Source organism: Pseudomonadota bacterium (genome assembly GCA_026388255.1).
Classification (GTDB): domain Bacteria; phylum Desulfobacterota; class Syntrophorhabdia; order Syntrophorhabdales; family Syntrophorhabdaceae; genus JAPLKB01.
Genome location: JAPLKC010000112.1, coordinates 1 through 7,958 on the forward strand (window position 1 = coordinate 1; position 7,958 = coordinate 7,958).

Consider the following 7,958-nt stretch of genomic DNA (forward strand, 5'->3'; position numbering starts at 1 on the left):
CCTACCCATACGAGATCACGAAAGAATTCTCAAATGGAGATGGTTCGCCTCAAATCATTATCACTGCTGTCGATAGCCTAAAATCCCGCATTCTCTTTTATAGGTCCGCGAAAAACCTCACTGCACACTACTGGATGGATACCGGGAACACGGCGGATACGGGGCAGGTTATATTCGGATCGGTTAATCCGGTGGAACAACCTGATAAACCAGGAGTAACACCGTACCTTCCTAACGCTGTAGACCTCTACGGCAATAGTCTCTCAGTCGGTGAGGAAGACAATCAGGGCCCAAGCTGCTCTATGGCGGAAGCCCTAAACAGGCAGGATCTCTTTATTAATCAAATGGTCGCAACCTGCGCACTTCATATTCTGTGGCAGGGATTCAGATACGGGTATCTCACACAGCATGGCGCATTCATCGATATGCAGTCGATGACGACGCGACCGCTTCCCGTAGACCCTGAAACATGGAATAGAATGGGGTGGAAAGGAATCAGGGAAAAGAAGAAAAAATCTAAGTCGGTAGGATAAAGTGCACTATAAGCTTCGCAAGCCTCTAACTCAAAAAGTTAGAGGCTTTTTTTATGCATTATATGTTTGCTGCAAGACAAACTTTATTATGATTGACGACCTATATGGTAAATAGTAGCATTTTACAAATTGTAGCTTGCAGCAGATTAAGTGTTAGGCGGAAGCAAGTATGACGAGGAATGAAGAACCGATGATCTCGCTGCTCAAGTCAGCCAAAGTACCCAAAGTCCCGCGACCTCCTCCCTCTGTGCCAATATAAGTGAGACACTTTCCACCCAATAGTTTAGACTCGAAGGGTGGGAAGGAGAACGCGAATGAAAGAGAGGTGAAATAGAGATGTTCGCAACCCTTGTCGGCACAAATACCGGAGGCCCCGCGAGCATAGGATGATATTTGATAGGCTCAACGGGATTGCGATAGAACATGGATTTGTTCCGCCGGACAAGCCAATGCAGGTGCAACCTGATGGCCCTCTTGATGGTTGGTCACTCGAACAGAAAGGGCCAATTGACAAGAAAGCCGATTTCATCCTCGCTGTCACTGCCCCACGTGTGCCCGGAATCTCGCCTATTTTCCCCGTGTACATGACCATTTCCAGGCCGCTTTTTACGGTCATTGTTATGGATTCTTTCTTTGTAGTATCGCGTGAAAACCGGCGCGATGTATAGGAGTTCAAGGACAGTGCTAATATAGAGAACTCATTTAAATCTTTTTTAAAATCGATCCCAAGACCGTGAAACCAAGCATAGAGGTTAGCGGTGAGAAACGATAAAGAATATAAGACAAACCATTGCCTAACGGCTTGTAGCGGATCGCCGAAAAAGCCGGCTCCCGCTGAAGCCAAGCGTTCGGCCAAAGGAGAAACTGAAATGAAACGGAACATGGATGCTGAATCTCTCGCGGAGGCTGAAAACATCCTCCATGTGTCGCGAATCAGTGCAAAGTGGTTAAGGCAGGAGCGACAACCACTGGGGGGCTGGGGCAATGAGGATGGGCAAACCGTCATTGGAGAGAAGACGAAAGGTGTCGTCCTCGCGGATAAGCTGGATTGCCGGTATGCCGAGCATACGCTGGAACTTCAGGAGCGTCTTCGAGGGTCTGCTCTCTGAGAGTTTTGCCTCGATGAGGAAGAGTGGGTGATGTTCGTTGGCGACAAGGAAGTCCACCTCCTCTTTTTCCTTGTTCCGCACGAAGTGGAGGGAGAAGCTCCCAAGCCCCCTGTTGTTCCAGCAGGTCACGGCGCGCCAGAGCTCGATGGCCACCATGTTCTCGAAGCGAACCCCGGGATCTTTAATACGCGGGACATCCCAAAGATAATACTTCCTCTCTTTCTGTATGGCCCTCGCCACCTTATCTGTCCAAGCTGGGATGCTAAAAACAAGGAAAAACCTTTCGAATATGTCGAGCCAGCTCCGCACGGCATTATATGAGCAATGGAGAGTCTCTGCCAGGGAAGTGACAGAAAGAGAGCTCCCCGTGCGGGAAGGGAGCAAGGCGTAAAGGGTCTCCATATTTGCCACGGACTTGACGTCGGTAAGGTCCCGGATATCTTCCCGGATAATCTGGCCTGCATAGGTCTGGGACCACCTCCTGTATGAGGCGGGACGGTTTATGAGGAAAGGCTCGGGGAACCCGCTTACCTCCTCCATCTGAGACCAGATAATCTGCAATTCGCCGGTTCGCTCCATGGTCACATACAACGGATCACGGAGAAATTCCTCCATAGAACGGTTTGCCTCAGCCAGTTCGGCAATAGTAAAAGGCCACAGGTGGAATGGGAGGTAACGTCCCGCAAGGGAATCCCCACCTTTCTGGTACATGTCCAGCCTCCCGCTGCCTGTCACGAGGAAACGGTACTGCTCGCGATATCCATCGTAAACACCTTTGAGGTAGTTCTTCCAGTCACGATACTTGTGGATTTCGTCGAAAATGATGAAAGGGATTGAGTTGTCCTTGCGTACCACCTCTTCGAAGAAGGCCGGGTTCTCAAGGAGCCTTGCCCTGTCTGCCGGGATATCCCAGTTCCAGTACAGGGTATTCGGAAAGTTGCCGGAGATTATCCTTGCCAGCGTTGTTTTTCCGGTCTGGCGTGGTCCTGCAAGGAAGACCATCTCCTTATCTGTGGCCAGTTCTTGCCATATCCGGGTATAAAGGCTACGGGCTTTCATTCAGTACATATCTTTTCACTAAACTGAAAAATAGTCAAGACTATTTTGCTTTGGTGAGAAATATAGTCAGAGTTTATGGACAGCACCCGTTCAGAGAGCTATCTTCATATTTTGCACCAACTTCCTTACAGGGGGTCTTATCCGCTTCCGAAGAAAAAACACATGAAAAACCGATGCCAACATTTATATTCGTCCTCCCTCCTATTGCATAGCACATAATGAATCTGGTTTTTTTTTCATGCTTTCAAAAAACTGTTGCATGTTGGGAGGTGGCTAAGTAGTTTCTTTGGTAAGGTATATTTGATTTTGTTAATCTGTTCCCTGCCGTATCGTAGGCATACTGTTCGGTATATCCATCGCCGTAATCCACTTTTGTAATCCTGTTGAGAGAGTCGTAGGTATACTGTATTGTTGATGAAAAAACGGTAAGAGGAATGATAACAAGGAACATCATAACAACAAAACAAAATGACCATCTATATTGTGGTATCATTCCAAACCCCCTGGTTTTTTGACAACATGGGTAATTCTATGATATATTTCAACTACATTTGGAACAAAGAAACGTTTTTACTCTGTGAACACAATCCGAAATGGGAGGGCAGATGAAACTTCATGCAATCGTTGAACAGGATGAAGCGGGTTACTATGCGGTAGAGATACCGGCCATGCCGGGATGCCTGTCTCAGGGCAAAACGTATGAAGAGGCAATGGCAAACATTACGGAAGCCATCGAGGGATGGCTGGAAGTGATGGAGTCCAAGCAACAGTATGATCCATCCGCTCTTATTGAAATTGCTGTGTAGGGCGATACAGAATGTTGAACCTTTGCTCGGGCCGGGAAGCAGTCCGCAAATTTCAGAAGGCTGGCTGGACTCTTGCACGCCAAAGAGGCTCCCATATAATGATGACCAAGCCCGGATATCAATGGACACTTTCAATACCCCAGCACGATGAGCTTGGCCCCGGTCTTCTTCGGAAACTGCTCCGGCAAGCCGGGATAAGCGAAAAGGAATTCAATGAACTGTAATCTGTTTTTACCCTCATAGCATACCCTCATATAATCTCATAAACTCAATACAAACCCCACTGGTAGAACTTGCCACCTAACCAATCGGTAGTTGTATTGATAGCTTTTTCAACATCGCTGCCCGTGATGGAAAGATCCTTCCCCCCTGTTATTTGTCTCAGAGGACTTGTTGCTATATCGACCAGGGTATTGACAGATACAGCTGTCATTGACGTGGCTGTGTCTTTTGCTGTCTCGATCCAGTCATCAGCCGTTGCACTTCTTATATTCGAAGAAAGATTTTTAGCGAAAGTCAAAATATTTCTGAGCCCTCCGAGTTCGTTTCCGGTATTCATGAAGAGAGATATGAACTGCGAAGCCTTGCTGTAATTTTTCAGGAAGGCACTTTGAGCCCCAGCCAACTTTATGAAGTCACCCCCCAAATGTTCCGTAGTCCTCAGCAGATCAATGAACTGATCCTCAAGGCTGTAACCCAAACCGTTGATAAGCCCATTATGGTAAATGTCGGAACTGCTGCGATAAGCAATTACCCCTCCCTCCCTCGCCGAGAAGCCGCTTATATCTATCAGCCTTATGGGGTTATTCAACGCGTAGACATAGCGGTTGAGGGTCTGGGGGTCGCCGACTTTTCCTGTCAACATATCTTTTGTCAAAAACCTTCCGGTTTCCGGCATGTAATACCGGGCTCTTACGTAATAGAAGCCGTTTCCTTCGTCCATGACACCGTGCCTTCCCAGATAGGTGAAGGTGTTTTTTGGTTGTGCCGCTGTAAAATCCGGAAAAGTGCCGCTTCTGTTGTTCACATCCCCGAATGTTTCATACAGGTAGGCATCGGTGATGTTTCCGCTTGCATCGGTAAGGGCAACAGCGCTTCCCCTCGAATCGTAAAGGTAGTAACGGGCAGCATTATTGGGGAGAATCTTTGCGATAAGCCCAAGCCCGTATACGTAATATGCCGTTCCAGCTCCATTTCCGTCAGTTTCGGCAAGGAGAGTGGGGAGGGTGCTACTTCTGCAAAGAACATATGGGCGCCTCTCTCTGCACGATTGGTCCTGGTGGCATGGAAGACTATCCTCGAACGATGGCTGAACTTGAAGTCCGCGCAGTGCAGGGGTGTTAGCAATGGTACTCTATGCCCTGGCTGCCAGCCACAACATATTAGGTGCGACTTGAACTAAGGAGATATCCCGGATTGTTTTTTAGCAAGCTTTTTAGCTGTTTCGTCGAGTTCTATTGTTCCAAGTGTTGGTTTTCTTCGTCCGATAAATGAACTACGATCAACAAGCTCTGGATCTCCGCGAGAAACTTCATGAATAAATATCTGACAGATTGCAGTTCCAGGCTTTATTATGATTGGTATTTCCCCTACATTTGATAGCTCAAGCGTCAGGCATCCGGTAAAGCCAGGATGTACACCAGTTGCAGTCGCTATGATTAGTCCATGTCGTCCCCAAGAAGAACGTCCGATAACATAGGCTGCTCGATCGGCTGGCAGCCTAATCCATTCCATAGTAATACCAAGAACGAAGTTTCTGGGATGGAGAACAAATCCCTCACCGAAAGGCACATAGTAGGATTTTGTCAGCTTTGCCTCATTGGGAGCATCCGTTTGTTTTTCATACACGTCAAAAAAACCCGCACGACTCGGACGACAAGCAAGAAACCAACAACCCAGGCGAATATCTATAGAAGCAGCACCGGATTTCTTAAGGTCTTCAAGTTCTGGTTGCGGAGTAATGATTAGCGGATCTTTTTCATTTAGCGGGCTTATTAATTCTTGTGCTATTTGGTTTGCTTTTAGGATCATGCTGGTTTCTCCAAACGCTCGTAGATTTCAGCTATCTCCATACTCTTGAGTATAATATCCCGCAGAATGCGGTCTCTATTCCTTCTTGTATCTTTTTCATCGATTCCCTTGATTTGAGGAATGCCTTCCCACAAATTTTCATTCATGTTACACTCCCATCCTGCATTCATAATATCCACAAGCGAGGCTGGCTTTTTGATCGGCATAACATAAGCGCTAAAGAGTTTGCTGATGTCCCTCACGTTATCGAGGTTTTTCTCTGGGACATCGTTTTTGCTCGCGAAATTCTTTGCCAGCTTAATTAATTCCCCCTCAAACGAGGCAGACACTACATCTGCAAGTGAAACGAGCAAGGCTGTTGCCGGATCGGCTGGTTCAAGTTCTTTTTCGAAGGACGATTCATACTCCGCATCAACATTAACCCCCAGCACCTTGGCTGCCTGTACATGGTGCGAAACACGACGTGTGATATTGGGGTATCTCAGCGAGCGCAGTCCTGACGTCCCCGGGGATAGTAAATAGGCGAAAGCATACAAAAATGACTCAGCAAAGAGACATACTCCAAAGAAGTCGCAGAACATCTCTTCAACCTGTAACTTTGCCCACGTATAAGCCGGACGCAAAGATTGTTGAGCAAACATGTCTCCGCTCTCTATGTCCTCCTTGCGATATTGCGGATAGAGAACATTGTAATCGCTCCACCTATTGTTTATCAACTCCTTCAGTATGCCTTCCTCGATTAGTTGCTCGTAATTCGTCGAAAAGCGTTCATGTTCCCAAATGGAGTGTCCCAACTCATGCCCCGCAAGAGGTAGCAAGAGTGGATTGGACGATTCCGGGGCAGGCAGGCCGATTAGGACAAATCCACTCAGGGGTCCAGTACCGGCGCGATAGACAAATGGAGAAAATTCCCATTCCGACGAGATAATTAATTTCGCATCGGTTCCCATGACCTTATTGGTAAGACGTTGTAAGGGATCATGTGCCTCAAAGGCATTGCGTACGTTAGTTGCACGGAGAACAAAACCAAGAATGGGAAGATATACCCTCAACTCGCGGAGAGAATCCCTGCATACGTTGTGAATTGTCCCCTTCGGCATGCTCTCTGACGTTTTCTGCAGAACAGACTGATGCCATTGGAATCTTACTTCCAGAAGATCCAAGGCGTCGCGCGGATGTGCATATGGAAACTCAGCTTGCTTCAACCGCTCAATCTCTTGAAGAACTGCAGAGACACGCGCCCGGGCATCTAGTAAGATTGACATTATCAACTCCGAAATGGATGTGACGGGCCTAAATCACGAATTGACTCACTATAAGCTGCAGCGGCTCTCGAAAGGGCCACACAGAAGTGTCCGGCTTGCTCAAGAGCAGCAAGATCCTCTTTGGGATTCTCGCGCGCCAATACGTTTGCTATCTGACTTGCTTTGCTAAGTAAGTCCCCAACATTTTTCAGTGACTGTTTATCAATCGTTTCCACGGCCTCTCCTAAGACTGTGAGAGTAGCCATATCCATTCGAGAACGCAGAGGAACGCCATGGCAAGACTTAAGGGAATGAAGCAGTTTGTCAGCCAAGCTTCGCATTGCTGTCTGATCATTGGAAACACCTGACAACATGTTGGAGACATCAACTGATACTTCTGCTGCCAAGAATGGAAGATCGGGATCAAGGGCCTCAAGACCCCGTTTTTCTTGAGGTGATTCTATTGTTGATAACATAATTCAGACCTCCTGTTATTAATTTTCAGCGGTTCTATAAGCATTGTAAAACTGCCGAACTTTTTTAACTGCCATAATTGCATGATAAGATATTGCAATTGTAAGAACAATTTTTTTGTGTGTCAAGGGAAAAGAATCACGTACTCTTATCATGTTTGTATTAAATCTCCCGTTTTGAAATTGCGGTTCAATTTCAAGCTGAAACATTCATGCTGGTTATTGATTGCCGGTTGCCCATTCGACAAACTTGGTAGAAACTCTCTTTAAGGAAGAAGCCCGGAATCTGCAGGAACAGAAAACAAACTTTCAAAACTTTACGTATTTCATCGCATTCAATAAGCCTTTCCAGCAAATCAGACGACTCACATAGTTTCCGGCAGAATCAAATAAGTAATACATAATCAAAATCTTCAGTAGGTTTATCCGAAAACTATAAAAAAAAATCCCAATAATAAGGAGTCGCCATGAGAACGCCATTGTGCATTATTGTGTCGTTAATCAGGAAAGTGCTGTTAGCTGTCGCGTGTTGCGAACTGCCAGAAATACAGCACCGATTGAACGCCGTCTGTCTGAGGGCATATCTGAATCAAAAAGCATGTTTGAGAAAACACACGAAAAAAATCGCATGTATCTATGAAACAATCGTACACCCAATAATTTATACCAAGGAGGCAATATGATCATAGACAAAAACACGTTA

Annotated in this window: 11 protein-coding genes; 4 read left to right on the forward strand and 7 right to left on the reverse strand. The window is 46.5% G+C overall.

The genetic code is table 11. From position 1 onward, the window contains the following. Positions 1 to 533: hypothetical protein (locus NT178_16450; GenBank protein MCX5814112.1), on the forward strand; the 533-nt coding region annotated here is incomplete at its 5' end. A 386-nt stretch (positions 534 to 919) separates the two neighbouring features. Then, complete coding sequence (locus NT178_16455; protein ID MCX5814113.1) at positions 920 to 1,201, forward strand: hypothetical protein; 282 nt, start codon at positions 920 to 922, stop codon at positions 1,199 to 1,201. A 279-nt stretch (positions 1,202 to 1,480) separates the two neighbouring features. Here NT178_16455 and NT178_16460 read toward each other — a convergent pair whose 3' ends face one another. Further along, the gene (locus NT178_16460) at positions 1,481 to 2,701 is read right to left on the reverse strand and encodes an ATP-binding protein (protein MCX5814114.1); all 1,221 of its coding nucleotides are present in this window, start codon (positions 2,699 to 2,701) and stop codon (positions 1,481 to 1,483) included. Between the two features lie 244 nt (positions 2,702 to 2,945). Then, positions 2,946 to 3,194, reverse strand: coding sequence for an RHS repeat protein (locus tag NT178_16465; protein MCX5814115.1), 249 nt, complete (start codon positions 3,192 to 3,194; stop codon positions 2,946 to 2,948). A 112-nt stretch (positions 3,195 to 3,306) separates the two neighbouring features. On the opposite strand from NT178_16465, the gene NT178_16470 reads away from it, so the two are divergent. Together NT178_16470 and NT178_16475 are read left to right on the forward strand one after the other, a co-directional pair. Further along, entirely contained in the window at positions 3,307 to 3,507 is a 201-nt protein-coding gene (locus NT178_16470; protein MCX5814116.1) for a type II toxin-antitoxin system HicB family antitoxin, read from the forward strand. Positions 3,508 to 3,518: 11 nt separating this feature from the next. Next, on the forward strand, positions 3,519 to 3,731 hold the full coding sequence (locus NT178_16475) for a type II toxin-antitoxin system HicA family toxin (protein ID MCX5814117.1): 213 nt from the start codon (positions 3,519 to 3,521) through the stop codon (positions 3,729 to 3,731). A 44-nt stretch (positions 3,732 to 3,775) separates the two neighbouring features. On the opposite strand, the gene NT178_16480 is transcribed toward NT178_16475, so the two are convergent. From NT178_16480 to NT178_16500, 5 genes are all read right to left on the reverse strand, one after another. Continuing rightward, the gene (locus NT178_16480) at positions 3,776 to 4,534 is read right to left on the reverse strand and encodes an RHS repeat-associated core domain-containing protein (protein ID MCX5814118.1); all 759 of its coding nucleotides are present in this window, start codon (positions 4,532 to 4,534) and stop codon (positions 3,776 to 3,778) included. Beyond that, positions 4,531 to 4,854, reverse strand: a complete 324-nt coding sequence (locus NT178_16485; GenBank protein ID MCX5814119.1) for a hypothetical protein — start codon at positions 4,852 to 4,854, stop codon at positions 4,531 to 4,533. The genes NT178_16480 and NT178_16485 overlap by 4 nt, the downstream gene beginning before the upstream one ends. A gap of 51 nt (positions 4,855 to 4,905) precedes the next feature. Continuing rightward, positions 4,906 to 5,538 (reverse strand): dCTP deaminase, encoded by a 633-nt coding sequence (gene dcd, locus NT178_16490; GenBank protein MCX5814120.1) that lies wholly within the window; start codon positions 5,536 to 5,538, stop codon positions 4,906 to 4,908. Further along, positions 5,535 to 6,638 (reverse strand): hypothetical protein, encoded by a 1,104-nt coding sequence (locus NT178_16495; GenBank protein MCX5814121.1) that lies wholly within the window; start codon positions 6,636 to 6,638, stop codon positions 5,535 to 5,537. Before NT178_16495 ends, dcd begins: the two co-directional genes overlap by 4 nt. A gap of 167 nt (positions 6,639 to 6,805) precedes the next feature. After that, positions 6,806 to 7,258, reverse strand: coding sequence for a hypothetical protein (locus NT178_16500; protein ID MCX5814122.1), 453 nt, complete (start codon positions 7,256 to 7,258; stop codon positions 6,806 to 6,808). Positions 7,259 to 7,958 lie beyond the last annotated feature (700 nt).